This is a genomic window from Nocardioides sp. WG-D5 (genome assembly GCF_054031175.1).
The window spans coordinates 2,717,753-2,743,124 of sequence record NZ_CM132928.1 but is presented as its reverse complement, the minus strand read 5'-3'; the positions used below and the strand labels follow the sequence as shown (position 1 = coordinate 2,743,124).

The window sequence follows — 25,372 nt, the reverse complement described above, 5'->3', positions numbered from 1 at the left end:
TGTGCTCCTGAGGTGAGTGGGTAGGGCTGACGGGCTCGCCGGTGGGCGAGCGGTCAGACCTGCTCAGGAGCGCGCGGGCGGCGCGGGGAGCACACCGGGTCGGTGACCCGGGCAGCGAGATGGTGAGGTCCGTCGGATACGTCCGGAGGGACCGTGGAACGGGCCCTGACCAGGGCGAACGCGCTGATGCCGTGGATCGATCCGACCGCGACGGCCGCGAGCGCGGTCGAGACGGCGATGGTGAGCAGCGCCTGCTCGGGGTCGACGCTCATCAGCGCCGGGAGCATCAGCGTGAAAAGTGCGACGAGCGCAATGCGTACGCGGCTCGTCTCGGTGTTCACGCAGGTCAGTGTAGCGATCCTGGTCAACCGGGTCGTCAGCTCAGGTCGCGCCGCATCAGCACGCGTGGGTGACCTGCCAGGACCGAGGTCGTGTCGGCGGCCCAGGTGAAGCCCGCCGCCTCGAAGTTCTTGCGGAGCCCGGCGTACGCCATCGTCAGGTCGACCTTGGCGCCCTGGTTGTCGAGCGGGTAGGCCTCGATGGCGGGGGCGCCGCGGTCGCGCGCGAACTCGACCGCACCCTCGATGAGCGTGTGGGAGATGCCCTGGCCGCGGTGGCCCGGCCGGACCCGGATGCACCACACCGACCACACCGGCAGGTCGTCGACGTGCGGGATCTTCCGGTTGCGGGCGAAGGTGGTGTCCGCGCGCGGGGCGACGGCGGCCCAGCCGACCGGCTCGTCGCCGTCGTAGGCGAGCACGCCCAGCGGACCGTCGGAGAGCAGGTTTCGTACGTACTCCCCGCGCTCCTGGCCGCGCATCTTGTTGTTGATCGTCGACGGGATCCGGTAGCTCAGGCACCAGCACACGCTGGCGTCGGGGCGCTTGGGGCCGACGAGGGTGCGTACGTCCTCGAACACGGTCGCCGGGCGAACCTCGATCGTCATGGGGCCAGCCTGATGCTCAGGCCCGGGTCGCGTCCACTTGTTTGAGGCGGTCCACGGCCTGGGTGACGATGCGGTCGACGAGCTCCTCGCAGGTGGGCAGGTCGTCGAGGAGACCGACGACCTGGCCGCTGGAGAGCATCCCGGCGTTCGTGTCGCCCTCGACGAGTCCGGCGCGCAGCAGCATGGGGGTGTTGGCGGCCAGGACGACCTCAGCCCAGGTGCGGTCGCCGCCGTGGACCATGCTCCGTCCGTCCTTGATGAGTGTCCGCCAGGGCAGGCCGGACATCTCCTTGAACTGCCGGGTGCGCTTGAGGGTGCGGAGGAGCTTCGCGGTCACGCCCTCCTTCTCGAGCGTGTCGATGAACTCCGTGCGCAGCAGGCGGTGAGGCATGCCGTCGGCCTTCGTGGTGACGACGGTTCCGTCGAGGCCGAAGGTCAGGTAGCGCTTTCGTACGTCCTCGGGAACCGCGGAGTCGGCGGTGAGCAGGAACCGTGTGCCCATGCCGATGCCGGCCGCGCCGTAGGAGAGGGCCGCGGCGAGACCGCGGCCGTCGAAGAAGCCGCCCGCCGCGACGACGGGGATGTCGACGGCGTCGAGGACGCTCGGGAGGAGGAGGGTCGTCGGGACCGCACCGGTGTGGCCGCCGCCCTCGCCACCCTGGATCATCACCATGTCGGCGCCCCAGCCGGCGACCTTCTTGGCGTGCTTGGCCGCGCCGATCGACGGCATCACGACGATGTCGTGCTCCTTGAGCTTGCTGATCAGCTCGGGCTTGGGCGCGAGGGCGAAGCTCGCGACCTTCACGTCGTGGTCGATGAGCAACTGGCAGCGGTCGGGAGCGTCGGAGGCGTCGGCGCGCAGGTTGACGCCGAACGGCTTCTCGGTGCGCCCCTTGACCTCGACGATCGCCTTCTCGAGCTCGTCGAGGGTCATCGTGGCCGAGGCCAGGATGCCGAGCGCGCCCGCGTTCGCGGTGGCCGAGACGAGACGCGGGCCGGCGACCCAGCCCATGCCAGTCTGCACGATCGGGTGGTCGACACCGGTCAGGTCCGTCAGCGGCGTACGGAATGTCTGTGCGGTGCTCATCGTCCGTCCTTCACGAAGGCGTCGCGGCGCTCGTCGGCGACACCGGCGAGGTTGAGCTCGAAGGTGAAGCCCTGCTCGAAGCGGTAGGAGGCGTTCACGTCGACCGGGTCGATGCCGTTGAGTGCGGCCTTGGCCGCGCGGATCACCTGCGGGTCCTTCTTCGCGATCTGCCTGGCGACCTCGAGCGCGGCCTCGTCGAGCTCCTCCCGCGGGACGACCTGATGGACCGAGCCGAGCTCGTGGAGGCGCTGGGCGGTGATGGTCTGCGCGGTGAAGTAGAGGGTACGCAGCATGTGCTGCGGCACCAGCCGGCTCAGGTGGGTGGCGGCGCCGAGGGCTCCGCGGTCGACCTCGGGTACGCCGAAGAAGGCGTCGTCGCTGGCCACGATCGTGTCCGCGTTGCCGACCAGCCCGACCCCTCCGCCGAGGCAGAAGCCGTTGACCGCGGCGATGACCGGGACCGGGCACTCGTAGATCGCCTTGAAGGCGGCGTAGCAGCCGCGGTTGGCGCCGAGGATGCCCTCGAACCCCTCGATCTGCTGCATCTCCTTGATGTCGACGCCGGCGTTGAAGCCCTTGCCCTCGGCGCGCAGGATCACGACCCTCGCGCCGTTCTGGGCGGCGGTCGTGACCGCGTCGGCGACCTCGAACCAGCCCTTCACCGGCAGCGCGTTCACCGGCGGGTGGTTCATCGTGACGACGGCGATCTGCTCGTCGGTGATCTCGGTGGAGATGCCCATGGCGTCCGTCCTTGACTCTGCACTGCCTAACCTAGCGATTGCTTGGTAGCCTAGCAGTTGCTTGGTTCAAGCTGGCAAGGACGACGTACGTATCGACGCAGGGAGCACTCACATGACCGGACTGTTGGACGGCCGGATCGCGATCGTCACCGGAGCGGGGCGGGGGATCGGCCGGGCGCACGCGCTCGAGCTCGCCCGCCACGGCGCGAAGGTGGTCGTCAACGACTTCGGGGTCTCGCTGGCGGGTGAGGGCACCGGTGAGTCGCCCGCTTCGCAGGTCGTTGACGAGATCGTCTCTGCAGGTGGGGAGGCGGTTGCCAACGCCGCCGACGTGGCCGACTTCGCGGCTGCCGAGGCGATGGTGCGACAGGCCGTCGAGACGTACGGCGGGCTGGACATCCTCGTCAACAACGCCGGTTTCGTACGCGACCGGATGCTCGTCAACACCTCCGAGGAGGAGTGGGACGCGGTCATCCGGGTGCACCTCAAGGGCCACTTCGCGACGCTGCGGCACGCGGGTGCGTACTGGCGGGCGGAGTCGAAGGCCGGACGTCAGCGGGAGGCCCGGGTCGTCAACACCTCCTCCGGCGCGGGTCTGCAGGGCTCGATCGGGCAGGGCACCTACTCGGCCGCCAAGGCCGGGATCGCCGGGCTGACGCTCGTGGCCGCCGCCGAGATGGCCCGCTACGGGGTCACCGTCAATGCCATCGCACCGGTCGCGAAGACCCGGATGACCGAGGGCGCCTTCGACACCTCCGCGATGGCGCTCCCCGAGGACAACTCACCGGTCGTCGCCTGGCTCGCCTCCGAGGACGCCCGCGACATCACCGGCCGGGTCATCGAGATCGACGGTCCGCAGATCACCGTCGAGAACGGCTGGGCCCACGGCCCCTCCGCCGACGCTGGGGCTCGGTGGGTGGCTGGCGATGTCGGTCCCGCGCTCCGCAAGCTGCTGGGTGAGGCGCCGGAGCCGGAGCCGGTGTACGGGGCTTAGGCCGGCCGAGATCCGACCGCCGCACGTGTAACACGTCGTTCGTAGGACTATCCGGTCGTTCTGATAGGGCGAGAAGTCCTACGAACGGCGTGTTACAGCTCGCGCGGCCGATCAGCCGAGCTCCGCACAGACGGTCGCCGCGATGTCTGCGAGCGGGGCGTCGAGCGGCGCAGCGGTGGGGTCGTCGGAGCGAGTGAGGGCGGCGATGACGATCGGGGCACCGTCGGGGGTCCAGGTGACGCCGACGTCGTTCCGCGAGGCGTAGTCGCCACCGCCGGTCTTGTCGGCGAGCCGCCAGGCGACGGGAACCCCGGCACCGAACCGGGTGACGGTCGACTGGTTGGCGAGCATCCAGGTGATCAGCTGGTCCCGGTCACCGCGGTCGAGGGCGTCGCCGAGCACCAGCTTCGTGTAGGTCAGGGCGATCGCGCGCGGCGAGGTGGTGTCGCGCGGGTCGCCCGGGATCGCGCTGTTGAGGTCGGGCTCCCAGCGGTCGAGCCGGCTGACGGTGTCGCCGAGCGACCGGGCGAAGGAGGTCACACCGGCCGGGCCGCCGATGAGCTGGAGCAGCTCGTTGGCCGCGGTGTTGTCGGACCGCGTCATCGTCGCCTCGGCGAGCTGCGCGACGGTGAGGCCGTTACGGACGGTGAGCGAGGTGATCGGCGAGTTCACGACGACGTCGCTCGCCTCCCAGGTCAGGCGCTGCTGGAGTGTACGCGCCGGCAGGTCGCGCAGGATCGCCGCCACGAGCAGCGTCTTGAAGGTCGACAGCATCGGGAAGCGCTCGTCGGCTCGGTGCTCGATGACGCGTCCGGTCCGGATGTTCTTCGCCCAGACGCCGAGGTGACGCTGGTGCTTCTGCTCCAGGGCGGCGATCGAGGGGCTGTCGGCGGCGTACGCCACGGAGCTGCCGGCTCCGGTCGCGGCGACGGCGGCGGCGGCGGCTGTGGCGGCTCCGCCGAGAAGGGTGCGGCGGCTGAGGATCGGGTGAGTCATGCGGGCATCGTGACCCCCTCGCCGCGACGGCGTCCAAGGACGATCCGGCATGGACGTATGCACCGCCGACATGGGACGAGGTGGCGGCGATCAGCCATCCTGTACGCGTGGACCTACTGCTTCACCTGCGCGGCTTCACCGCGGTCGCCGACGAGATGAGCGTCTCCGAGGCCGCCCTGGAGCTGGGTGTCGACCAGCCGCTCCTCAGCCGTCGCCTGCGTGCCCTCGAGCGGGAGCTCGGCGTGGAGCTGCTCGACCGCAGCCGGCGCCAGATCGCGCTCACCCCGGCCGGTGCGGCGCTGCTGCCGCGGGCCCGGCACCTGATCGATCAGGCGGACCACCTGCTCCGAAACATCCGCCGGCACGACCGGGAGCCCTTCGTGGTCGCGGTGCCGTCCGGCTGCGATCCCGCGCCCCTGGCACGGTTGGTCGCGCTGCTGGAGGAGGAAGGCGTCGACGTACGCCTCGCGACCTCGACCGACGAGACGCCGGAGTCGGCGGCCTGGACGGTCGAGGCGTGCGACCCGGACGCGGCCACCTGGGTGACCCCGCTCGGCGCCGCGACCGCTCCCGCCGCTTCCGGCCCCACGACGGGCCCGGTGTCGTTGAGCGCGCTCCGGCCCCGCCGAGCCGGAGGACGAGGACGTACGCAGGTGCTGGCCCTCCCACGAGACCTGGACGACCCCGACGACCGCCTGCGACGACAGGCGGACCGGGCCGGCATCGGACCGGCCACCCTGCGGCGCGCGCCGCACCCGCTTGCGGTGGCCGAGAGCCTGGCGGGACGCGGGACTCTCATCTGCGCGCGGCACGAGGCCGTGACGTACGGGTTGAGCTGGTCGCCCTTCACCGACCCGGTACGCCGCGGCCACCGGCTGGTCGAGCAGCCGCCGGTGCCGGGACCGCTGGCCGCCGGGCCCGTGCGGGAGCAGGCGCTCGCGCTGCTCGGCGCGAGCCTCGGTGCCCCCGAAGCAGGTGCCGAGTGAGCCCGCTGGTCGGCAGCGACCGAGGTCTGATCGACCTGGCCGACGTCGCCGCGGAGCGCTTCCGGGACCTCCAGGTCCGGGCTGCCTTCCTGGCCCGTGACGTCGACACCGGCCTCGAGATCGGGATCGGCGTCGACCGGCCGATGCCGCTGGCGTCGGTGGCCAAGGTGCCGCTGGCCCTGGTCGTGGCCGACAGGATCGCCGGTGGCGAGATCGACGGCGCCACGATGGTGACGCTGGCCGCGGCGGAGCGGAGCTACGGGCCGTACGGCCTCTCGGCCTTCACCCACGACGCGACCTGCTCCGTCGCCGACCTGATGCTGATGATGCTCGGCCTCAGCGACAACGCCGCCGCGGACGCGCTCTTCGATCTCGTCACCCCGCGCGAGGTCGACGAACAGCTCGCCGAGTGGGGCGTCGAGGGGCTGCGGGTGCGGCACCGGATGCAGCCGATGTACGACTACGCCACCCGCGTCGCCGGCCACGACTTCGCCCTCGCCACCCAGCTCGCGGTCGAGGGACGGCGGCCGGGCGGCCGGCACGTCATCGACTCGCTCGACGTCGAGCGCGCCACGGTCGGCTCGCCGCGCGCCTGCGTCGACCTGCTCGAGCGCACCTGGCGGGACGAGATCGCCAAGCCGGAGGCGACCGAGATGGTGCGACGCCTGATGGGCAAGCAGGTCTTCACCCACCGGATCGCCGCCGACCTGCTCGCCGACGACATCCAGCTCGCCGGCAAGACCGGCGGCTTCCTCACCCTGCGGCACGAGATCGCCGTCGTCACCCACCCCGGCGGCCGGGTCGCCATCGCCGTGCTCACCGACTCCGACCGCACCGCCCGGATCCAGAACGACGTCGACCTCGCCATCGCCGCCACCGCCCGCGACGCCGTCGACGCCCTCGCCTCCCGTCGCCCCTGAGCCGAGGCGTCACGTACGTCGGCCGAGACGTCACGTACGTCGCCCGAGGCGTCACGTACGTCGCTCGAATCGTCACCCGATGCCACCTCGGCCGACGCGCCTGACGCCTCGGCCGACCGGACCGCCGCCTCGGCAATAAACCGGATGCTTCTCGTCCGGTAGCGGTGATGGAATATGCCGGTGCCCGCATTGCCCGGTTTCCTCCACAACCTGATCCCGCCGACGCCGCTGTCGAAGCGTCTGGCGACGCAGTCGCTGCTCTTCGCAGCGGGGGACGGGACGTTCAACACCGCGGCCGCGTTCTACCTCGTCGCGTTCGTCGGCCTGAGCCCGGCGCAGATCGGTGTCGGGCTGACCGTCGCCGGGATCGCGAGCTTCCTCACCGCCTACCCGATGGGCCGTCTGGCCGACGTCATCGGCCCGAAGCGGATCTGGGCGATCAGCGCCCTGATCAGCGCGTTGATGTTCGCGACGATGCCGTTCATCCACGGCTTCTGGGCCTACCTCGCCGTCATCGTCGTCTTCGAGGTGGTCAACAACGCGGGCGGCGCCGGCCGGAACGCGTACGTCCTCGATGTGCTCCCCGACAAGGAGCGGGTCGAGACGCAGGCGTTCATGTACTCCAGCCTCAACCTCGGCTTCACCATCGGTGCCCTGATCGCCGGCGTCGCGCTCGCGATGGACACCGACGCGGTGCTCAAGTGGGGCGTGCCGTTCTTCGCGCTGGCGATCGGGATCGCCAACTCGGTCTGGATCACCCGGCTGCCGAAGGCGCCCCACGACGAGCGCCGCGCGGCCGGCGAGGTCACCGAGAAGCTGCCCGGCCCGGGCGCCCTGCGCAACGTCGGCTGGCTCCTGGTGACGACCTTCACCGGCACGCTGTGGTCCAACCAGGTGCTGCTGCACACCGTGATCCCGCTGTGGCTGGTCGAATACACCGACTCGCCACGCTGGCTGCTGGCCTGGCTCTTCGCGACCAACACGGTGCTGTGCATCATCCTCCCGGCCTACACCTCGAAGGGCGTCCACAGCGTCCGTGACGCGTTGCGGCGCGTCTGGTGGAGCAGCGGGTTCTTCGTCGCCGCCTGCGCGATTACGCTGGTCACCCACGACACCCGCGGCATCCTCACCATCTTCCTGGTCTGGGTCGGCCACGTGGCCGTGACCGGCGCCGAGCTGGCCATCGGCTCGGCCGGCTGGGCCTTCCAGGCGGAGCTCATGGACCCGGCCAGGCGAGGTGAGTACGAGGGCGTCGCCGGCATCGGCCGCCAGCTCGGCGGCGCCTGGGCGCCGGCCCTGTTCACCTTCCTCGCCATGGGCTGGCACCCCGAGTTCTACAGCGGTGCCGGCTGGATCGTGATCGGCGCGATCATCGTCGCCGCCGCGGCCGCGATGGGTCCGTCGACCCGGATGGCCGTACGTTTCAAGGAGACCCACTTCCCGCACGAGAACGAGCCCGAGCCGGCCGCCGCCTAGCTCGAACCGGGGGATCGGCGCAGGATCCGGGCGATCCGCTCGCCGAGGTAGGGCGCCAGCGTCTCCGCATAGAGCGGGGAGATGTGGAAGCCGTCGAGGTAGACCTCCAGGTTGCCGACGACCGGCGAGCACCGCCTTCTCGCGCAGAAGTAGGAGGTGAGGTCGACGTGATGGGCGTTCTCGGCCAGCCGGGTGGCGCCCAGGCTCCCGTCGTCGCGTACGACCCTGCTGCGACGCCGTGAGCACTCGGCCGAGGCCGCCAGCCCGTGGTCGTCGATGCACGGCTGGACCACCCGTGCGAAGAGCGCGCTGCTGCCCTCGAAGATGGGCGAGTCCTGGACCGCGATCACCGGCACCGACGGGTCCGGCCTGGTCGCCCACGCGTCCGCCATCCCGCGGCTGAGCGCCTCGACCTCGCTCTCACCGGGCGAGGCCTCGACCTTCACCAGGCTGGAGTGGACCACGACGTACGCGTCGATCCCCTCCTCCGAGGCGATGTACGCCGCCAGCTTCCGCTTCCACTGGTCGCACAGCTCGACGCTCGCCGCCGGTGTGCCGACGCGGTCCCGGGCGTTCCAGTGGCAGCCGGCCCGGCCGGCCACGTCGATGCGCCAGCCGCGGCTCTCGGCGATGGCGCGGTAGGCGGGCACGAACTGGTGGTTGTGGGAGTCGCCGATGGCGAGCAGCCGCCGGGTGTAGCCGGTCTTCGGGCCGAGCGTGCACATCCTCAGCTCGACCGGCCGCTCCTTGTTGGACCAGCACGCCGACCCGTCCGGAGCCTGGTAGCCCAGGCTCGCGTCGACCAGCGTCGACGGGCGCTCGCAGTCGGTGAGCGCCGGGTCGAGCGCGGCGGCGCCGATGCAGCCCGCGTAGCGCTCGGCGGCCTCGACCGCGGCCGCCTTCCGGGCGGCATCCTGCCGCTCCACCTCATCGGTGACCACCAGCGTGCCGCCCACGACCAGGCCGAGCACCACGGGGACCGTCACGAGCCGCACCACGCCGGTGAACGGCGCCCCGATCCGAGTGACCGGCCGCTCGACGTACCGATGGGTGAGCCAGGCCAGCACCGCCGATCCGGACAGGACCACGGCTGCAGCGAGCAGGTTGGTGCGGGTCGCGTACGTCCAGCTCAGCCACGCCACCAGCAGCGGCCAGTGCCACAGGTAGAGCGGGAAGGAGATGTCGGCGACGAACCGCAGCGGCCTGACGGCGAGGAGATGCTGCGGGCCCCATCGAGCAGAGGACCCGGAGCCGATCACGACCAGCAGCGCCCCGCCGACCGGCCACAGCGCCCAAGGGCCGGGGAACAGGGCGGCGCCGTCGAGCACGAACCCCGAGCTCGCGACGAGTGCCAGCCCGAGCCAGGCGAGCACCGGACGCACCACCACCGGCGGGCGCAGGCGGTCGAGCCCGAGCGCGATCAGCGCGCCCGCACCGAGCTCCCAGAAGCGCGCCCAGGAGTGGAAGTACGCCACCTGCTGATCGGCCGCCCCGAGCCGCCACGCGAAGACGAACGAGGCCACCGTCGCCAGCGCGACGGCGACGGCCATCACCAGCCGGAGCCGCCGCCGCGCCAGCCGTCCGAGAACGACCACGACCAGCGGCCAGACCAGCAGGAACTGCCCCTGCACGGCCAGCGACCAGAAGTGCTGCAGCGGGCTCGCACTCGGCCCGGCCGCCCCGTAGGCGAGCTGGGACCGGATCATCTCCCAGTTCAGGACGTACGCAGCCGACGCAGCGATCTCCCGCAAGGTCGAGCTCCACATCGACCGGGGCATGACCGCCACCATCAGCACCGCCGTCCCGGCCAGCACGACCAGCATGGGAGCCGAGAGCCGCAGGAACGTACGCCCGTAGTGGTCGGCCAGGTGGAGCTCCGACGAGGTGACCCGGCGGACCAGCGACCGGGTGACGAGGAACCCGGTCAGCGCCAGGAAGACGTCGACGCCGCCGGAGACGCGGCCGTTGCCGAAGAGGTGGAAAACCACCACGAGCGCCAGCGCCAGCCCCCGCAGCCCGTGGATCTCGGCGATGCGCTGAGACGACGGCGGCTGCGGCATCGGGTCACGGTAAGGGTGGCCGGTGACCCGGGGGAGAAGGCCAGGTTAAGAGCCGAGGACCTGCTCCAGATAGGGGTTGGCGAAGGTGCTGGACGGGTCGAGCTTGTCGCGCAGCGCGACGAAGTCACCGAACCGCGGATAGCGTTCGCCCAGGTCGGCGTCGGAGAGCGTGTGCATCTTGCCCCAGTGGGGACGGCCACCGGCCTCGCCGGCGATCCGCTCGAAGGCCGCGAAATACTCCGAACGCCACGGCGACGAGGGTGCGGTGTGGATCGCGATGTAGACGTTCTCGCGCTCGAACCCGGTGGACAGCGGGATGTCGTCGGCGCCCGCGACCCGGACCTCGACCGGGAAGGAGATGTTCCACGAGGACGCCTCGACCGCGCGCTGCAGCTCGGCGAGGACCTCCATGCCGACGGCGCGCGGGACGGCGTACTCGCTCTCCACGAACCGCACCTTCCGCTGCGAGGTGAAGACCCGGTAGGAGATGTCGGTGAACTCGCGCGGCGAGAGGGCCGAGGCGGCGAAGCGGGCCAGCGGCTTGACCAGGCCGGGGACACGGAGACCGAGCCCGACGGTCGCGCCGAACGCGGTGTTGGAGAGGAGCTCGTCGTCGAACCACCCTCGCACCCGGCCGACCGGGTCCAGCGGCGTCTCCGGCAGCGGCAGCCGGGTGTTGTGCTTGGTCAGCACCCGGGTGGTGTGCGGGAACCAGTAGAACTCGAAGTGGTCGGTGCCCGAGGCGTGCTCCTCGAAGGCGCTCATCACGTCGGCGAGCGCCCCGTTGCCCTCACGCGCGTTCAGCGCGAACAGCGGCTCGGTCTGCAGCGTGACCTCGACGATGATCCCGAGCGCACCGAGCCCCACGCGAGCGTGGTCGAAGACCTCGGGATTCTCCGTCGGCGAGCACGAGAGGACGGAGCCGTCGGCGAGGAGCAGCCGGAGGCCGCGTACCTGGGTCGCCAGGCCGCCGAAGCGCGCCCCCGTGCCGTGGGTGCCGGTCGAGATCGCTCCCGAGATCGACTGCTCCTCGATGTCGCCGAGGTTGGTCATCGACAGCCCGAGCGCCTCGAGCGCGCGGTTGAGCACCTTGAGGCGGGTGCCGCCGCGGACCGTCACCAGGCCGGTGGTCGAGTCGGCCCGCACGATCCCCGAGATCCGGTCGAGGCTGACCTGGACGTCCACCGGCGATCCGATCGCGGTGAAGGAGTGGCCCGCGCCGATCGGCTTGACCCTCCGGCCGGCCTCGGTCGCGGCCACGACGACCGCGGCGAGCTCCGCCTCGTCGCGAGGCACGACGACCTCGATCGATCCCGCGTGCTGGTTCCCTGCCCAGTTCTGCCACTCACTCACGCGGCAAAGGGTGTCGCCTCGGAGGCGTTCGGTCAACGGCTTCGGCCAGATCCGTTTGGACCGCGCGGTGGCACAGTTGGTTACCTGCCGTTGACGCGGGTGCCGCGCGGGGCATAGACACTTGGGTCGTGGTTACCACTTCCCACCATCTCTCGGCCCAGCAGCACGAACGGCTCGACCGCGCCACCGCGGCTCTCGACGGACCTGTCGGGGCAGTCGACCTGGAGGCGTTCGACGCCAACGCCGACGACCTCGTGCGCCGAGCGGCCGGCACCCCGATCCGCGTGGCCAGCAAGTCCGTACGCTGCCGGGCGCTGATCGACCGCGTGCTCGCCCGCGAGGGCTACGAGGGGATCCTGGCCTTCACGCTGTCCGAGGCGCTGTGGCTGGCCGAGACGCACTACGACATCGTGATCGGCTACCCGACCGTCGACCGGGCAGGGCTCGCCGCGCTCGCGAAGGACGAGGAGAAGCTCGCCCGGATCACGCTGATGGTGGACAGTGCCGAGGGGTTGTCGCTGGTCAAGGCCGCGATCGGCACCCCGGCCGCCCCCGTACGCGTGGCCATCGACCTCGACGCCGCGCTGGTCATCGCGCGCCGCATCTGGCTCGGCGCCCGCCGCTCCCCGGTCCGTACGCCCGAGGACGCCGTCGCGCTGGCCCGGATCGTCGCCGAGGACCCGGACTTCCAGCTCGTCGGGCTGATGGCCTACGAGGGCCAGGTCGCCGGCACCGTCGACCGCCCGCTCGGCGGCAACCCGCCCGCGGCCGTCATCCGCAGGATGAAGAAGGCATCCATCGCCGAGATCACCGAGCGTCGCGGGAGGATCGTCGCGGCCGTACGCTCCCTGGCCGACCTCGAGTTCGTCAACGGCGGCGGCACCGGCTCGATCGAGTCCACCCGCGCCGACACGTCGGTGACCGAGATCGCGGCCGGGTCCGGCCTCTACGGCCCGACCCTCTTCGACCGCTACGACGGCTTCACCCCCCACCCCGCCGCCTACTTCGGGCTGAGCGTCGTGCGCCGTCCGGCGCCCGGCATCGTCACCGTCGCCGGTGGCGGGTGGATCGCCTCCGGACCGCCGGGACTCGACCGGGTCCCCAGCCCCACCTACCCCTTCGGCCTGGAGTACGTCGGCACCGAAGGCGCCGGGGAGGTCCAGACGCCGCTGCGTGGGCACGCCGCCGACGAGCTCGCGATCGGTGACAAGGTCTGGTTCCGCCACGCGAAGGCCGGTGAGGTGTGCGAGCGGCTCGACACCCTCCAGCTGATCGAGGGCGACTCGATCATCACCGTGGCGCCGACCTACCGGGGCGAGGGCCAGACTTTCCTGTGACCGTCACTTCAAGGCCTGGTTGCCCAGTTCCCCCAGTTTGGCCAGTGGCTGGCCGTCGATGCACCAGGCGACGTCGCCGTCGACAAGATTGACCTCCAGTACGGCTCCTGGTCGGTCAACCAGGAGGGCGAACATGACTCTTCCAGCGGGCTCATCTCGACACCTGTGCATCCGGTGAGCAGCGCGACGAGGGCAAGGACGGTGGTGGGTATCACCTGCCGATGGATCATGGTGTGGCGCTCCTCCGAGATCCCGAGCTTGAGGTCGTGGTTTGCAGCCGCCGACCCACCACGTCGTGATGGGCCAGCGACCGGTTCGTAGGGTGGGGTTATTCGATGGCCCCGATCAGCTCAGCCGCTCGTGAGGCCGCCACATCGATGCAGGCCTGGTCGGCCAGGCAGATCCGCAGACACGACGCGGCGACGATCGCCTCGGTGCTCGGAGTCATGGTGTGTCCTTCGGAGCGCATTGCGATGACGACCTCGACCAGGCCGAGCAGCAGTGTGCCCAGCAGATTGCTGTCCGGGGTCATCCCTGCCTCCGGATGAGCTGCTGCGACCTTCGCTCCCAGCCGTGCGTACGCAGCCTCGAGCTCCTCGCGTGCGGAACCGAACGGCTCGAAGACCTCCTTGCCTTGCACCTCGGGCAGCCTGGCCAGCGCTCCGGCATTGCGTGGTGCACCGGCGAGGGTGCGTACGTCGAGCACGACCAGCAGATACAGCAGCGCCTCGGGCGTGGCGTCGGTCTCGGCTCCGAGGATCTTGATCTTCTCGATCCTGTCGAGGGTGGGCCGGATGGATCGATGGAGCAGCTCGGCGAGGATCTCATCCTTGCCGGAGGGGTAGTGGTAGTAGATCGAGGCCTGGCGAATCCCGACGGCTTCGGCGATGTCCCGGGTCGAGGTTGCTGCGAAGCCTCGGTCCACGAACAAGCCAGCGCTGATGTCGAGGATCTCCTCGCGCGGCGTCATATCAGATCGCCGCCCGCCCACCCGTGGAACGAGGCGCGGGCGCCCCGCGCGGCGAACCGTCACTTCCCGCCGCTGGGAGCTCAGGCTGACGGTGTCCGTCATCGCGCTGCACCGGGGTATGTCGCGGTCGATGACAATTGGGTCTCCTGATGTGTCTAGATTGCGAGTAGGGACGACCGGGGTAGACCGATCCTTCGTTCCTTGAACCTGGGTCCTGATGGCAAGTGGTATATGCCACCTGACAAAGATTTGCATATACCACTTGGAAGCACAAGGGCATACAGAACTCTCGATGCAGTGCGCTAGCTGAGGTCGTACCGCTGCTCGTAGGTCCAGCGATCCGGCGGATAGACCGCTTCGGCGAACTCAATCGGGTGGTCGTGCTGGTCATACACGGTGTGCTCGACCACGAGAACCGGTGCGCCGCTGTCAGCCAGTCCGAGGTGCTCCGCATCCGCGCCGGCCGCACGCGCGCATGTCCGGTCGCGGGCATAGGTCCCGTGACGACCGGTCTGAGCCTCGACGTATGCCAGTGTCCCGGAGAAGATCCGTTCCTTGACGAGTAGCTGAGGGGCCGAAGCTGTCAGTCCGGCACTGAACCACGATGTCGAGGTCTCGGCGCGGCGGTCACCTTCCCGGGTGATGCGATGCCGGCGGATGGCCGCACCTCCGGCCTCGAGTTGCAGTGCCCGTACGACATGCTCCGGGGCCTCGGGGACGATCTCGGCTGCCACGATCTCGGCGTGGGTGTCGTCGGCGTAGATCCGTCCAGACGTACGAGCCTTCGTGTAGCGCTCGCTCGCTCGACGGTTGACCGTCAAGTCAGACACGAACGTCCCCGAGCCCTGCACCGAGTGCACCAAGCCGAGTTCACGAAGAAGCATCAGGGCCTTGGTTGCTGTCGGGCGCGAGACGCTGTAATCCGCAGCCACCGCGCGTTCGCTCGGGATCTCGTCGCCGGGGCGCAGCTCACCGCTGAGGATCTGGGCGCGGATCTGCTCCGCGATCTGACGGAACTTCGCTGATCCTTCTGCTTTGGCGCTCATCGCTACTTCGTCCAACTGGTGAATACCACTTGTGAACGGTAGCGCGTCTACCGACCAAAGGTGAGAATCGAGAGCGTGAGGACTCTCTATGTGGCGGCCGGTGGGGGAGGTGACGCGGTCGGTACGTTGCTGGCTCGGCGGCTGCTGGAGCCGATCGGGGGTGGACCAGCCCTGATATCGACCTGTGCGTGGGAGCGTCTTCGTATTGATCCTGTGCCGGGTCCGCGATCTCGCAGCGACTTCGCCGGTCTTCGATCCGTCGGTGGAGTTCGAGCCGAGGTCATGCCCACCAGCGACACCCTTCCTCCTGGTCGATCAGTGCTGCCCAGGTTGGCCGGCGATGTCGATGCCCGAATCTTCGTGCACGATTTCACCGGCGGCGCGGTGGGCTTAGCCGATCAGCTCCAAACCCTGGCTCATTCGCTCGATGCCGAGGCCCTCACCGTCGTCGACGTCGGCGGAGACGTTGTTGCACATGGTGACGAGTCCGGGCTTCTCAGTCCGCTAGCGGACTCCTTGACCCTCGCAGCGAGTATCCAGACGGGGCTGCCAGTCCGGCTCGCGATCCTCGGTCCGGGAGTCGACGGAGAACTCACTGCGAACGACGTGACCGGGATTCTGAGGCGTCTTCGAGCTGAGAGAATTGGGGTTGTGACGCCCGACGATGTGGCGACACTCCACCATGTCCTTGCGTGGCATCCGACCGAGGCGACGACCCTTGCGGCGGCGGCCGCTCTCGGGCATCGAGGCGCGGTCGATATGCGGCGAGGTCTGAAGCCCGTGCCGTTGCTTGACGACGGTGCGGCTGTCTGGGTCTTGGACTCTCCTGATCCGGAGCACTTTCCCCTGGCGTCAGCGCTGATGGGGACGGGTACCCTCGCCGACGCTGAGCGGATCATGCGAGACGTCGCTGTCGATGAGCTCGACTATGAACGTCGACGAGCCACACAGCGCCACTCGCGGCCGGCGACCGGTTCGACTTCCGTCGTCGTGGAAGCCAGCCGCGCTCAGGGCGCAACATTCATCACGACGCGCAGACTGCTGGAGACGGGGAGTACCGATCTGATCAGCCTTGAGACGGCGCGCGTCGACGGGCTCGGGCTGTGGGATCTCGACGTGCTCGCAGCCAGTCCAGTGACAACCCACCGCTGAACGACGAGTCACATCGGGCATGAGGGACGATCGCGGCTGCGACCTCGTTCCCCGAGGCTTGTTCAAGGTCGGCCAGTCAGTCACCGAGGAGCTGGAACCAGCTCTCGGTGAGCAGCTCGCACATGTGCTCGTGGTCGACGCCCCAGGCGCCGTCGGTCCAGTGCAGGAACACGTAGTCGAACTGTCCCATCGCCAGCGCACCACGGAACCGCCGGCTGTCGGCCTCGAACCGGTCAGCCTTGGCGAGCCCGGCGCCGATGTCGTCGATCGCCCTGTCGATCCAGGCGTCGATGCCGGCGCACAGGTCGGGGTCGATCGCCTGGGCGGCACGGCAGATCTTGATGATCGGCTGCATCCTCGGCCAGCTCGCCGCGATCTCTCGGATCCAGGCGCCGAGCTCCTCACGGGTGCCGGCCGCGACCGCGTCGAAGAGCGCCGGGCCCGTCGCGCACCCAGTGGAGGCCTGCGCGAGCTCCGGGTCAAGGCGCTCGGTGATCAGTGCCTTGACGATCTCCGACTTCGAGGCGAAGTAGGCGTAGAAGGTGACCCGCGTCGTACCGGCCGCGGAGGCGATCTCGTCGATCGTCGTGGCCGCGTAGCCGCTCGCGACGAACCGATCCATCGCTGCATCCAGCAGGAGCCGGCGAGTCATCGCCCTCTGAGCCGCACGGTTGGCCATGGCGTCACGATAGGCGACGCCGATACCTCCCAGGAGATTTCCAAGTTTTCTCGAAACCCCGTGTCCGGCCGACAGGCCGTCGGTAGGTTCGGTCCCGATGGACGATCATGTGACCTGGGCGGACAAGGGCTTCATGGAGCCGGGAGAAGCCGTCGATCTCACCACGTACGCAACCTCCGGCCGCAACCTCTTCGACGGCTCGTTCACCTGGCCGGTGATGGTGCTCAAGAAGAGCGCGCTGGAGCACAACATCGCGACCCTCGCCGGGTTCGCGGAGGAGCACGGGCTGCTGCTCGCCCCGCACGGCAAGACCACGATGGCGCCCTCGCTCTACCAGCGGCAGCTCGACGCCGGCGCGTGGGCGATCACCGTCGCCTCGCCCAGCCAGGCGCTGGTCGCCCGCCACGCCGGCGTACGCCGTGTCCTGGTCGCCAACGAGATCCTCGACCACAGCGCGCTGAGCTGGGTGGCCTCCGAGCGGGCGGCCGACCCCGAGTTCCTCCACCTGCACTGGGTCGACTCGGTCGAGGGCGTCGAGGCGGCGGCCGAGGCGTCGGCCCTGGTGGGCGTCGAGGACCGGCCGCTCGCGGTGCTGATCGATCTGGGCTTCCCCGGCGGTCGCACCGGCTGCCGCTCCGTCGGGGAGGCCGTCGAGCTCGCCCGGGTGGTGGACTCGACTCCCGGCGTACTCCTGGCAGGGGTGGCCGGCTACGAGGGCGGACTGGGGACGGCCGAGGCGGTCGGCGACTACTTCGACCGCCTCAAGGAGCTCGCCTCGACGCTGTTCACCGAGGGCCTGGTCGCCGCCGATGCGATCGTCTCGGCAGGTGGGAGCGCCTTCTTCGACGTCCTCGCCGAGCGCTGGTCCGCGGGCTGGCCCGACGGGATGACGCCTCGCAAGGTGCTGCGCAGCGGGACGTACGTCACCCACGACCACGGCCTCTACGCCGACACAACGCCCTACAACCGCATCGAGGGCACCCTGGATCCGGCGATCGAGGTCTGGGCCCAGGTGGTCTCAGCCCCGGAGGAGGGCCTCGTCATCGTCGGCATGGGCCGGCGGGACGTGCCCTACGACAACGGTCTGCCGACCCCGCTCACGGTGCGGCGCAACGGCTTCGGCGGTGCGGAGAAGCTCGAGGGCACCGTCGAGAAGCTGGCCGACCAGCATGCGTTCCTGCGCACCGACGCCGGTCTGCGGCCGGGCGACCTGGTCAGCTTCGGGATCTCGCACCCGTGCACCGCCTTCGACAAGTGGCGGCTGATCCCGGTCGTCGACCTCGACTACACCGTGACCGACCTGGTCCGGACGTACTTCTGAGGGGTCAGGCGAGGCCCGACAGCCGCACCCTGACCTGGTAGAACGCGCCGTGGTCGGTGGCTCGGCGGGCCGACGGACCGGAGTAGACCTGGTAGCGGTCCGGCCGCAGCGACGGGCTGAGGAAGGCCTGGTCGATCGGCGCCCGGCGTCCGGTGGCGCAGTCCTCGTGCTTCGCGAGGGGGCTCACCAGCCCGGTGCCGGGTGAGGTCAGGTCGCACAGGATGTCGTTGCGCTGGTTGAAGTCGCCGGCTACCACCATCGGCACCTCGGCGCCCGCGACCACGTCCTTGACGATCCCGGCGTTGAGGTCGCGCCACTTCTTCTGCCTGGGGGCCGCGGGGATGCTCGCCGGGAAGTGCACGGGCAGCACCCCCACACGCTGACCCGAGGAGCGCTCCTCGAGCACCACGACGGGCGCAGTGACGTGGGCGCCGTGACGGTAGTACATGGCGACCGTGTCCTTGCTGACCAGCCGGAACACCGAGCGGCGGTAGAAGACCGCGTCGTCGGTGGCGTCGGGCGTCGAGACGAGGGCGTACTCCCGTCCGAAGGACTCGAAGGCCTCCCGCTGCGGCGCCTCCACCTCCGCGAGGACACCGAAGTCGACGGCCGTACGCCGCAGGTGGCCCACCACGATCCGCATCCGCGGCACACCGTCGAGCCGGCCGGCCGCAGCACCTCCGGGCGCGGTGTGGTGGTCGGCCCAGGCGTTGAGCCAGGCGAAGCGCTGGAAGCCCGGCTGAACCGGTTCCGCCTGGGCGACCTTGACGGTCGGGCCGGCCGTGGCCGTCGTCGGGACGAGGAAGCTCAGGGCGGCGCCGAGGACGCCGCACAACGCGACGGCGGGGACGAGGGCGCGCAGCAGGGCGGCCCGGCTCGGACCCGAGGTGAGCAGCGTGGGGGACACGCCTACCGAAGGTATGGGCGGGCAGTGTGCGCACGGCCAAACGCGTTCGAATACCGCGAAACCCCAGATGAACGACCAGGGAACCAGGCCCAGGCCCGTGTCCGGCGGGTCGCGCGGCGCCTACAGGTCCATGAAGATCAGGGCGCCCGCGATGTCGGCGGTGCCGTAGTGGAGGTAGTCGTCGACGGTCGTCTCCGACACGCCCTTCTGCGCGGTCACGAAGCCGACGACGACCGCCTTGGAGGAGTCCTTGGCGACCCACTTCCCGATCACGTCGTCCTCGATGAGGCTGCCGGTGGGCAGGTCGAAGTCGGTCTCCTCGACCGACTCCGCGGCCGCCGTCGCCTTCGCCTCGCTGTCGAAGACGTAGATGACCCGGAGCATCCGCAGCTTGCCGCCCTCGGCGTCGTGGATCCCCATCGCGGCGTAGCGGCAGCCCTTCCGGTCCAGGGCGGCAGACGCGATCGGCCCGCAGTCGGGGTAGTCCTGGGAGGCCACGTACGTCGCGTTCATGCTCACGTCGCCGAGCTTGAACCTCCAGTCACCCTCGAAGAGGTCGGCGGCCAGCCCGCCCGGGGCGGGAGCCGCGGAGGACGGGTCCGGCGACGTGGTCGGGGTCGCAGTGACCGTCACCGGTCCTGGCCCTCCGGTCGGGTCCTCCTCGCCCCGGAGGATGACGATGCCCGCGGTGATGATCACGCCGATGATCAGCACACCCGCGATCGCCCCGAGCCCGATGACGATCGGCCACGGGTTGTGCGGCTTCTCCGGCGGAGGCGGCCCTCCCGTGCCGAACGAATTTTCGTTCGGCGGCCAGCCGCCCTGGAGGTTCGGCGCAGGCGGCATCGCCCCGTACCCGTCCGGCGGCGGTGGTGGTGTCGGTGTCGTCATCGGTCCCCTGCCCGAGTAAAGAATCCCGTAGGAGAAGCGTTTCCCCGCGGTTCCACGATTCTCTCGTACGTCCCCGCCACCGCTGCTACTTTCTGCGATGCGCCGACGGGTGGGCGCCCTCTCGGCCCCTCACGCTCCGCACAAAGGATCCCTCATGTCTCCTCGCCCGACCACGTACGCCTCCGATCGTGTGAGCCGCTAGATGGAGACCAGGTGGAAGGTCCTCATCGTCGCCGGGGCCGTCGTGGCGATCTGGGTGATCCTCGAGCTGCTCGGGTTCGTGGCCGACGTGGTCCTCGGCGGCTTCCTGCGGAGCTATCCGGTGGCCCTGGCGGTCGTCGCGCTGGCGGTCGGCTACCTGCTCGGCCGCGACAGCAAGCGGTAGGTCTTCCAGGACAGGCCGGGGCGTCCCGGTCCACGCACCGGTAGGTACGGACCGGAACGCCCCGCGCCGTCTCCGTCAGGGGGCGACGGGGTAGTGGCTGGAGATCGCGATGCGGTTCCAGGCGTTGATGGCGATCGCGACCCAGGTGATGGCGGCGATCTGCTTGGCGTCGAGGATGCTCTCGACGTCGACCTTCGGGGCGGCGGCGGTGTGCAGGTCGCCGATGCGGGTGATCTGCTCGGCGATGGTGAGCGCGGCCTGCTCCTCGGGGGTGAAGTACTGCGACTCCCACCAGGCGGCGACGAGGGCGAGGCGGTCGGTGGTCTCGCCGTTCTTGAGGGCGTCCTGGGTGTGCATCCGCAGGCAGAACGCGCAGCCGTTGATCTGCGAGGCGCGGAGCTTGACGAGGTCGACGGTGAGCCGGTCGACGCCGGCGACGGTGATGGCCTCCTCGACCGCCTCCTCGACGGCCATCTGGGCCTTGTACGCAGCGGGGAACAGCTTGGTCACGTTGACGTTGGCGAGCATCGTGGTCCTTCGGTCGGCCCGCCACAGCGCGGGCATTCACACTGCTTGACGAGACGTCCGAGACGAATGTGAGGTCGCCACCTCACATTCACGCTGTCTGGCTCGTCACACTGGGTGAACCCGTGAGGAGCTGCCACGATGCCTGACATGGACGACCTGGGCGAGGTGATGATCGAGCGCCGTCGCCTGATCGCGCTCGCCTACCGACTGCTCGGCACGCTCGAGGAGGCCGAGGACGCGGTCCAGGAGACCTACCTGCGCTGGTACCGCCTCACCGACGACGAGCGGGCGGCGATCGACAACCCGTCGGGCTGGCTGAGCCGCGTCACCAGCAGGGTCTGCCTCGACGTACTCAAGTCGGCGAGAGCCCGCCGGGAGAGGTACGTCGGGCCCTGGCTCCCCGAGCCGGTCCGGCCGGGTTTCCTCGTCGCCCCCGAGGATCCGGCCGACCGGGCGACTCTCGACGACACGGTGAGCACGGCGCTGCTGGTCGTGCTCGACGCGATGACTCCGGCCGAGCGGGTGGCGTTCGTGCTCCACGACATCTTCGCGGTCCCGTTCGGCGACATCGCCGGCATCGTCGGCCGCTCCCCGGCCGCGGTCCGTCAGCTCGCCGCCTCGGCCCGGCGCCGGGTCGCCGAGCAGCGCGACGACGTGGCCCCGCTGCCGGAGCACGACGACGTCGTCAGAGCTTTCGTCTCGGCCACTGCCGGCGGGGATCTCGGCCGGCTGGTGACGCTGCTGGACCCCTCGGTCACGCTCCGTTCCGACGGCGGCGGCCGGGTCAGTGCAGCCCTCAACCCGATCGAGGGTCCGGAGAAGGTGGCTCGTTTCCTGCTGGGTGTGCTCACCAAGCGGCCGACCTGGACGATCCGCACCGAGCCCACCGCCGATGGCCTCGGGTTCACGCTCGTCGAGGACGGCGCTCACCGAGGTGTCGCCAACCTGCGGGTCGCCGGGGGCCGGGTCACCGACGTCTGGATCGTCCTCAACCCGGACAAGCTCGCCCGCTGGAGCTGATCCCAGGGATGGTCACAGCCAGGGCCCGAGCTCCGGCGCCTCGACGAGGCCGTGCGGCCGCCCGGCGAGCCAGGCGGCGACCTCGGGGAGCGGGCCGGCGATGCCGCGCAGGTCCTCGTCGGAGAGCCCCCGCTTCGTACGGATCTCGTCGGCCAGGACGAGCAGGAAGTCCTCGGGCAGGTCCGCGAAGGTGATGCCGACACCGAGGTCGACGGCGTGGACGAAGACCTCACGGGCACGCATCCACGGGATGTCGCTGGCCTTGCGGGGGACGAGCTGCGCGGTGATCACCTCGTGCTCCCACTGCTCCGCGGTCAGCCGGTCCATGGCCGCGTCGAGCTCGCCGGCCGCGCGGAGGTACCACTCGCGGAGCTCTTCGGCCGGACGCGTCGCGGCGGCCTCGATGTCGGCGTTGCGCTGCTCGGTGGAGGCGTACATCCGCTTCTCCACGCCCGTCTCCGCCCAGGAGACGAGGTTGCCGAGAGCCTCCGCGTTGGCGGCGACGTGGCCGAGCAGATGCTTCCGCGTCCAGCCGGGCAGCTGCGAGTCGCCGTCGTAGTCGGCGAGGGCGAGGCCGTCGAGGGCGCCGGTCAGCAGGGCCGTGCCTTCGGTGGCCCAGCGGCGCGAGTCGTCGAACGTACGCGTGGGGGTGGTGCCGATGAGGATGGACATGACGATCAGCCTTTCACGAGCGTGTCGATGAGGGTGCCGATCCCCGGCCACCTCGTCCTGGCGACGACGTAGGTGCCGCCTGGTGGTCATGGTCACAGCCAAAGAACATGTAGGTCGGTCAATCTCCTGCGAAATCAGACGAGAGATGCCAGGTTTGGTGTGATCAGGAAGAGGTGGGATGGACAAGCCGCTGAAGACACGGCCCCCGTACGCGATCACCAGCGTGGACCACGCGCTCAAGCTGGCGGCGATCCTTCAGCTCGAAGGCCGCCTGACCGTCTCGGAGGCAGCGGCTCGGCTCGACGTCGCTCGCTCCACCGCCCACCGGCTGCTCGCGATGCTGGTCTACCGCGACTTCGCGGTCCAGGACGAGGACAAGGTCTACCGGGCCGGCCCGGTGCTCGAGCTGGCCGCCCACTCGCGCTCGACCGCCTCCCGGCTCCGCCAGGTGGCGCTGCCGCACCTGCAGCGCCTGGTCGACCTGCTCGGCGAGTCCGCCAACGTCGCCGTGCGCGCGGGGGACACCTGCCGGTTCATCGCCTCGGTCGAGTCGCCGCAGTCGCTCAAGGTCGGCTCCCGCGAGGGCATGGTCTTCCCCGCCCACCGCACCACCGCGGGCCTGCTGCTGCTGGCCCAGATCTCCGAGGACGAGCTCACCTCGCTCTACAGCCGGGAGAGGTACGCCGACCACCTGGCCGATCGCCCGGACCTCGACGCGCTGCGCACCGAGCTGGAGCGCGTACGCCGCAACGGCTTCGCCTTCAACGACGGCCGCTCCGAGCGGGGTGTGGTCGCCGTCGGCGTCCCCGTCCGTGGCGCCGGTGGCGACGTCGTCGCCGGGATGTCGATCTCCATGCCCAGCGTCCGCTACGACAAGGAGGCCCTGCCGACCGTCGTCGCGACCCTGATGTCCGGCGCGGCGGCTCTGGAGCGTGACCTGAGTCAAGGGTGATCTGCGTCAAGTTGACTCCGGTAGCGTCGGTTGGCGAGTTAACCTGGAGGCCGATGAGCAACACTTCCCCCTCCCGTGACACGCAAGCACCGAAACCGGCCGGCATCGACTGGCTCTCCACCACCGCAGGTGCCCTGGCCGCTGTCACCTCCGCGCTGCTGCTCTCCACGCTCGGTGCCGTCGGCACCCTGATCGGCGCCGCGATCGGCAGCGTCGCGGCCACCGTCGGCTCCAACCTCTACTCGCAGTGGCTCGCCAAGACCCACCAGAAGGTGACCAGCGCCCAGGTCCTCGCCCGGTGGCGGTCGGCCGGGCTCGCCGGCGTACGCCACGAGGCTGCCTCGCAGCCCGCCGGGGAGTCGGGGGACGGGACGACAGCGATCGAAGCCACCGAGCTCGCCGACGCCGAGCCGGCGCCGTCGTGGCGGGAGCGCCTCGAGGCCCTGCCCTGGAAGCGGATCGCGCTGCTCTCGCTGGCGATGTTCGTGGTCGTGGTCGCCGTGATCACGGTCTTCGAGCTCCTGGCCGGGCGCAGCGTCAGCTCGATCGTGGGCAACGGTGACGGCGGCACGACGATCTCCCGCGTGACCGGTGGCGGATCGGACGCCCGCGACGAGGGGCCGGGCACGGAGCCGTCGAACGGTGCCACCGCGACGCCGGAGGAGTCCCCGAGCACCACCACCGAGCCCTCGGAGGAGGAGCCCCAGGAGTCGGAGTCGCCCGCGACGGGGACGCCGAGCGCCGAGCCGTCCACCTCGACCGGGCCGAGCGCGCCGCCGTCGGAGCAGCCGAGCGAGAGCGCCGGTACGTCGAGCGAGCCGTCACCCACGACAGGAGCCTCCTCGGAGGCGACCGAGCCGGCGACCCCCTGAGCCCGAAGGTCACATCCGGAAGAGGATCTCCGCGCCGAGGTCGGTGTTGCCGTAGGAGGTGTACTCCTTGCCCTGGGCCACGGTGATGCCGTCGTTGGCCGTGACCATGGTGTAGACGACGTACTTGCCGTAGTCCTTCACCTTGAACCAGCCCTGGGTGTAGCCGGGCAGGGAGGCCTCGGTGGGTGGGATCACGTGCCGCGGCTCGATCCGTCCGGCGGCCTTGCCCGCGGCCTCGACGGTGGTGAAGTCGTAGATGAAGTGGGTCATCCGCAGGTTGCCCTGCTGGGCCTTGTAGGAGACCCGGACGGCGTAGTCGCAGCCGAGGTCGCGGATCGCACGCTTGAGCGTCGCCTTGCAGCCGGGGTAGTCCTTGCCGCTCAGGTAGCGGGCCTTCAGCGTGACGTCGCCGTAGGTGAACTGCCACGGGCGGGGCACGTCGGCCTTGGAGAGCCGCTCGGGGCCGATGGTCGAACGCGAGGTGGCGCCGTCGCTGGGGTCGGCCGGGGAGCTGGTCCCGGGCCAACCGGGTCCGCGGCTGGACTCGCCGCTGACGTCGGACCTGCCGCCACCCGGGCTCGCCGAGCCGGTCGGTGCCTTGCCGGCCGAGGGTGCGTCGCTCGCCGTGGGTACGCCGGCGGTCGTGGCCGCGTCGTCGCCGCGGGTGAAGAGGGTGTAGACGACCACGCCGCACACGACCACGAGGCCGAGCGAGACGGCGATGGTCAGCAGCTGGCGCAGCGGGCCGCCGCGTCCGGCTCGCTCCTTGCGCGCGTTGAACGCCGGCCGGTCGCCGCCGAGGTCCTCGGAGAGCCCGATCAGGCGCTCGTTGTAGTCGAACGGGGCAGGCTGATTCTGCGGCTCCTCGTCAGGCGCGCCCGAACCGGGGGAGCCTGGGGGCGGCGGATACGGCATGGGGTTTGTCTACCATCTATCGACGGTCGCCACGCCGAAGGTTTCGAAGACCGACGAATTCCGGTCCGATTCACCGTTCGAGCGGCGAGATGAACATGGATATCTACCGTACGCGGCCCGCGACCCGGGCACCTACAACTTGGCCATGCTTACCCAATCCTCTTCTT

Annotated in this window: 27 protein-coding genes; 11 read left to right on the top strand and 16 right to left on the bottom strand. The window is 70.2% G+C overall.

What is annotated here, in order from left to right; genetic code table 11:
• Window positions 1–53 precede the first annotated feature (53 nt).
• From ACWZJV_RS13305 to ACWZJV_RS13290, 4 genes are read right to left on the bottom strand one after another with little or no spacing between them, the layout of a single operon-like run.
• Window positions 54–341, bottom strand: a complete 288-nt coding sequence (locus ACWZJV_RS13305) for a hypothetical protein (RefSeq protein ID WP_008355158.1) — start codon at window positions 339–341, stop codon at window positions 54–56.
• Between the two features lie 35 nt (window positions 342–376).
• The gene (locus tag ACWZJV_RS13300) at window positions 377–946 is read right to left on the bottom strand and encodes a GNAT family N-acetyltransferase (protein ID WP_457181785.1); all 570 of its coding nucleotides are present in this window, start codon (window positions 944–946) and stop codon (window positions 377–379) included.
• A 16-nt stretch (window positions 947–962) separates the two neighbouring features.
• Complete coding sequence (locus ACWZJV_RS13295; protein ID WP_457181784.1) at window positions 963–2,033, bottom strand: NAD(P)H-dependent flavin oxidoreductase; 1,071 nt, start codon at window positions 2,031–2,033, stop codon at window positions 963–965.
• Window positions 2,030–2,773 (bottom strand): enoyl-CoA hydratase family protein, encoded by a 744-nt coding sequence (locus ACWZJV_RS13290; protein ID WP_457181783.1) that lies wholly within the window; start codon window positions 2,771–2,773, stop codon window positions 2,030–2,032. The genes ACWZJV_RS13295 and ACWZJV_RS13290 overlap by 4 nt, the downstream gene beginning before the upstream one ends.
• 112 nt (window positions 2,774–2,885) lie before the next feature.
• Here ACWZJV_RS13290 and ACWZJV_RS13285 point away from each other — a divergent pair, with 112 nt between their 5' ends.
• Entirely contained in the window at window positions 2,886–3,767 is an 882-nt protein-coding gene (locus ACWZJV_RS13285; RefSeq protein WP_196876230.1) for an SDR family oxidoreductase, read from the top strand.
• 111 nt (window positions 3,768–3,878) lie between these two features.
• On the opposite strand, the gene bla is transcribed toward ACWZJV_RS13285, so the two are convergent.
• The gene (bla, locus tag ACWZJV_RS13280; RefSeq protein WP_457181782.1) at window positions 3,879–4,763 is read right to left on the bottom strand and encodes a class A beta-lactamase; all 885 of its coding nucleotides are present in this window, start codon (window positions 4,761–4,763) and stop codon (window positions 3,879–3,881) included.
• A gap of 107 nt (window positions 4,764–4,870) precedes the next feature.
• Here bla and ACWZJV_RS13275 point away from each other — a divergent pair, with 107 nt between their 5' ends.
• The 3 genes from ACWZJV_RS13275 to ACWZJV_RS13265 all read left to right on the top strand — a co-directional run bounded on the left by ACWZJV_RS13275 (window position 4,871) and on the right by ACWZJV_RS13265 (window position 8,145).
• Window positions 4,871–5,749: a LysR family transcriptional regulator gene (locus tag ACWZJV_RS13275; RefSeq protein ID WP_457181781.1), complete on the top strand. Its 879-nt coding sequence runs from the start codon at window positions 4,871–4,873 to the stop codon at window positions 5,747–5,749.
• Complete coding sequence (locus tag ACWZJV_RS13270; protein WP_457181780.1) at window positions 5,746–6,669, top strand: serine hydrolase; 924 nt, start codon at window positions 5,746–5,748, stop codon at window positions 6,667–6,669. Before ACWZJV_RS13275 ends, ACWZJV_RS13270 begins: the two co-directional genes overlap by 4 nt.
• 180 nt (window positions 6,670–6,849) lie before the next feature.
• A complete protein-coding gene (locus tag ACWZJV_RS13265; RefSeq protein ID WP_457181779.1) occupies window positions 6,850–8,145 on the top strand; it encodes an MFS transporter in 1,296 nt (431 codons plus the stop codon).
• Here ACWZJV_RS13265 and ACWZJV_RS13260 read toward each other — a convergent pair.
• Window positions 8,142–10,205, bottom strand: coding sequence for an acyltransferase family protein (locus tag ACWZJV_RS13260; protein WP_457181778.1), 2,064 nt, complete (start codon window positions 10,203–10,205; stop codon window positions 8,142–8,144). The genes ACWZJV_RS13265 and ACWZJV_RS13260 overlap by 4 nt on opposite strands.
• A 45-nt stretch (window positions 10,206–10,250) precedes the next feature.
• Complete coding sequence (locus tag ACWZJV_RS13255; RefSeq protein WP_457181777.1) at window positions 10,251–11,558, bottom strand: D-arabinono-1,4-lactone oxidase; 1,308 nt, start codon at window positions 11,556–11,558, stop codon at window positions 10,251–10,253.
• 128 nt (window positions 11,559–11,686) lie between these two features.
• Here ACWZJV_RS13255 and ACWZJV_RS13250 point away from each other — a divergent pair, with 128 nt between their 5' ends.
• Window positions 11,687–12,895 carry an amino acid deaminase/aldolase gene (locus ACWZJV_RS13250; RefSeq protein ID WP_457181776.1) on the top strand — a complete coding sequence of 403 codons (1,209 nt, stop codon included), beginning with the start codon at window positions 11,687–11,689 and terminating at the stop codon, window positions 12,893–12,895.
• 3 nt (window positions 12,896–12,898) lie between these two features.
• Here ACWZJV_RS13250 and ACWZJV_RS13245 read toward each other — a convergent pair whose 3' ends face one another.
• The 3 genes from ACWZJV_RS13245 to ACWZJV_RS13235 form a co-directional block, all read right to left on the bottom strand.
• The gene (locus tag ACWZJV_RS13245; protein WP_457181775.1) at window positions 12,899–13,030 is read right to left on the bottom strand and encodes a hypothetical protein; all 132 of its coding nucleotides are present in this window, start codon (window positions 13,028–13,030) and stop codon (window positions 12,899–12,901) included.
• A 193-nt stretch (window positions 13,031–13,223) separates the two neighbouring features.
• On the bottom strand, window positions 13,224–13,865 hold the full coding sequence (locus ACWZJV_RS13240; protein ID WP_457181774.1) for a TetR/AcrR family transcriptional regulator: 642 nt from the start codon (window positions 13,863–13,865) through the stop codon (window positions 13,224–13,226).
• 302 nt (window positions 13,866–14,167) lie between these two features.
• The gene (locus ACWZJV_RS13235; RefSeq protein WP_457181773.1) at window positions 14,168–14,911 is read right to left on the bottom strand and encodes a GntR family transcriptional regulator; all 744 of its coding nucleotides are present in this window, start codon (window positions 14,909–14,911) and stop codon (window positions 14,168–14,170) included.
• A gap of 60 nt (window positions 14,912–14,971) precedes the next feature.
• On the opposite strand from ACWZJV_RS13235, the gene ACWZJV_RS13230 reads away from it, so the two are divergent.
• Window positions 14,972–16,063, top strand: a complete 1,092-nt coding sequence (locus ACWZJV_RS13230) for a DUF1152 domain-containing protein (RefSeq protein WP_457181772.1) — start codon at window positions 14,972–14,974, stop codon at window positions 16,061–16,063.
• A 76-nt stretch (window positions 16,064–16,139) separates the two neighbouring features.
• Here ACWZJV_RS13230 and ACWZJV_RS13225 read toward each other — a convergent pair whose 3' ends face one another.
• Complete coding sequence (locus tag ACWZJV_RS13225) at window positions 16,140–16,742, bottom strand: TetR/AcrR family transcriptional regulator (protein ID WP_457181771.1); 603 nt, start codon at window positions 16,740–16,742, stop codon at window positions 16,140–16,142.
• Window positions 16,743–16,839: 97 nt separating this feature from the next.
• Here ACWZJV_RS13225 and ACWZJV_RS13220 point away from each other — a divergent pair, with 97 nt between their 5' ends.
• A complete protein-coding gene (locus ACWZJV_RS13220; protein WP_457181770.1) occupies window positions 16,840–18,063 on the top strand; it encodes an alanine racemase in 1,224 nt (407 codons plus the stop codon).
• A gap of 4 nt (window positions 18,064–18,067) precedes the next feature.
• Here ACWZJV_RS13220 and ACWZJV_RS13215 read toward each other — a convergent pair whose 3' ends face one another.
• Both ACWZJV_RS13215 and ACWZJV_RS13210 read right to left on the bottom strand, forming a co-directional pair.
• Complete coding sequence (locus tag ACWZJV_RS13215; RefSeq protein WP_457181769.1) at window positions 18,068–18,970, bottom strand: endonuclease/exonuclease/phosphatase family protein; 903 nt, start codon at window positions 18,968–18,970, stop codon at window positions 18,068–18,070.
• Between the two features lie 120 nt (window positions 18,971–19,090).
• Window positions 19,091–19,861: a hypothetical protein gene (locus ACWZJV_RS13210; protein WP_457181768.1), complete on the bottom strand. Its 771-nt coding sequence runs from the start codon at window positions 19,859–19,861 to the stop codon at window positions 19,091–19,093.
• Between the two features lie 202 nt (window positions 19,862–20,063).
• Here ACWZJV_RS13210 and ACWZJV_RS13205 point away from each other — a divergent pair, with 202 nt between their 5' ends.
• Window positions 20,064–20,246 (top strand): hypothetical protein, encoded by a 183-nt coding sequence (locus tag ACWZJV_RS13205; protein ID WP_457181767.1) that lies wholly within the window; start codon window positions 20,064–20,066, stop codon window positions 20,244–20,246.
• Between the two features lie 75 nt (window positions 20,247–20,321).
• Here the strand turns inward: ACWZJV_RS13205 and ACWZJV_RS13200 are convergent, their stop codons facing one another.
• Window positions 20,322–20,810 (bottom strand): carboxymuconolactone decarboxylase family protein, encoded by a 489-nt coding sequence (locus ACWZJV_RS13200; protein WP_457181766.1) that lies wholly within the window; start codon window positions 20,808–20,810, stop codon window positions 20,322–20,324.
• 102 nt (window positions 20,811–20,912) lie between these two features.
• Between ACWZJV_RS13200 and sigJ the strand changes: the two genes are divergently transcribed.
• Window positions 20,913–21,794, top strand: coding sequence for an RNA polymerase sigma factor SigJ (gene sigJ / locus ACWZJV_RS13195; RefSeq protein WP_457181765.1), 882 nt, complete (start codon window positions 20,913–20,915; stop codon window positions 21,792–21,794).
• Window positions 21,795–21,806: 12 nt separating this feature from the next.
• Here sigJ and ACWZJV_RS13190 read toward each other — a convergent pair whose 3' ends face one another.
• On the bottom strand, window positions 21,807–22,466 hold the full coding sequence (locus ACWZJV_RS13190) for a maleylpyruvate isomerase family mycothiol-dependent enzyme (protein ID WP_457181764.1): 660 nt from the start codon (window positions 22,464–22,466) through the stop codon (window positions 21,807–21,809).
• A 178-nt stretch (window positions 22,467–22,644) separates the two neighbouring features.
• Here ACWZJV_RS13190 and ACWZJV_RS13185 point away from each other — a divergent pair, with 178 nt between their 5' ends.
• Entirely contained in the window at window positions 22,645–23,418 is a 774-nt protein-coding gene (locus ACWZJV_RS13185) for an IclR family transcriptional regulator (protein ID WP_196876244.1), read from the top strand.
• Between the two features lie 53 nt (window positions 23,419–23,471).
• Window positions 23,472–24,290, top strand: coding sequence for a hypothetical protein (locus tag ACWZJV_RS13180; protein WP_457181763.1), 819 nt, complete (start codon window positions 23,472–23,474; stop codon window positions 24,288–24,290).
• A gap of 9 nt (window positions 24,291–24,299) precedes the next feature.
• Here ACWZJV_RS13180 and ACWZJV_RS13175 read toward each other — a convergent pair whose 3' ends face one another.
• Complete coding sequence (locus ACWZJV_RS13175; RefSeq protein WP_196876246.1) at window positions 24,300–25,205, bottom strand: hypothetical protein; 906 nt, start codon at window positions 25,203–25,205, stop codon at window positions 24,300–24,302.
• Window positions 25,206–25,372: the final 167 nt, after the last annotated feature.